Annotated in this window: 1 protein-coding gene; it reads left to right on the plus strand. The window is 42.9% G+C overall.

The features are described 5' to 3' along the window. Positions 1 to 141: 141 nt before the first annotated feature. Complete coding sequence (locus F6K49_RS49660) at positions 142 to 1209, plus strand: adenosylhomocysteinase (protein ID WP_293110174.1); 1068 nt, start codon at positions 142 to 144, stop codon at positions 1207 to 1209. Positions 1210 to 1334: the final 125 nt, after the last annotated feature.

A 1334-nucleotide genomic window follows, 5' to 3' on the forward strand; every position in this document is an offset into this window, starting at 1 on the left:
AGCGTGAGTTTATCTACCGTGCGTCATCATCCCCAAACCATGACGAAACAAAAACGATTCACTCCAATTGGAAACGCGATGAGAATGGGTTTAGTCATCAAGGGTCAACAACTTCGCTACCGTTAATCGGGTGTATCATAAATGATTAATTTTCAGGTCTTTGAACAAGCACGGCAAAAACATCCCCGGTCTGAAGCTATGCCATTTATGGCTGAGCTGAGACAACAGATGCGATCGCATCAGCCTTATCAAGGATTAAGACTATTACATCATATCCACTTGACCATAGAAACTGTCTTTAAAGTTGAACCGTTGCTGTTGGCTGGTGCTGAGCTTACCGTGTCTTGCCCTAATTTTATCGACCCTAACCCAGAAGCGGTGGAAATTTTACTCAGTGCTAATGTTGAGGTTAATCTTGAAGGGAATTTTGAGGATAACTATGATATTTGTTTAGATCTTTATGGAGAGTTACCCACACTACTCAACCCTCGCGAAGGAGTGGTAGAGCTAACTAAACTCGATAACGAGATCTATCAATCGTTAGATATTTCCTATCCCTTGATTTCTGTGGATGACAGTTCCCTAAAAAATATAGAAACGTTCTATGGCACTAGTAAGGCATTTGTCAAAGCCTTTCACCAGTTAACTAACGAGGCATTAGTGGATAAAAACTTGATAATCTTTGGTTGTGGAAAAGTTGGGAAAGGACTCGTTAATGAATTATTAGGCTTAACCAAGGAGCTGGTGGTCGTCGAGAAAAATCCTAAGATTTTGGAACAGCTTAGGGCTAGAGGAATCAAAGGGTTACAGGCTGAGGACCTGGATGGCATTAGGGCAGCACTAAAGGAGGCTTTTTGTGTTGTAACCTGTACGGGAGTTAATGGAGTACTTTCTAAGGAGTATGATTTAGACAAGGAAGATTTTAGTGGTAAGTATCTTGCCAACATCGGCGCAGAAGATGAATTTGGTGATAACTTCTCAGATGCAGAAGTGCTTTTCAAAAAAGCGCCGATCAATTTTTCCTTAGCGGAACCTACTCCAGTTCAGACTCTCGACCCAGTCTTCTATGCCCATAACATAGCCATTGACTTAATTTTATCGAAGGAATTGGAACCCGGTTACCATTCATTTCCTAGTCATCTTGCCCAGGAAATAATAGAGAAATGGGGAAACTATCATGATCAAGATATAGCGTTTTTAAGGGAGTAGGGAGTAGGGAGTAGGGAGTAGGGAATCGGGAATCGGGAGTCGGGAATCGGGAGTCGGGAGTCGGGAATCGGGAATCGGGAGTCGGGAATCGGGAGTCGGGAATGTAAGCATTTAGCTGACGGCTG

It is taken from the genome of Moorena sp. SIO3I6 (assembly GCF_010672095.1).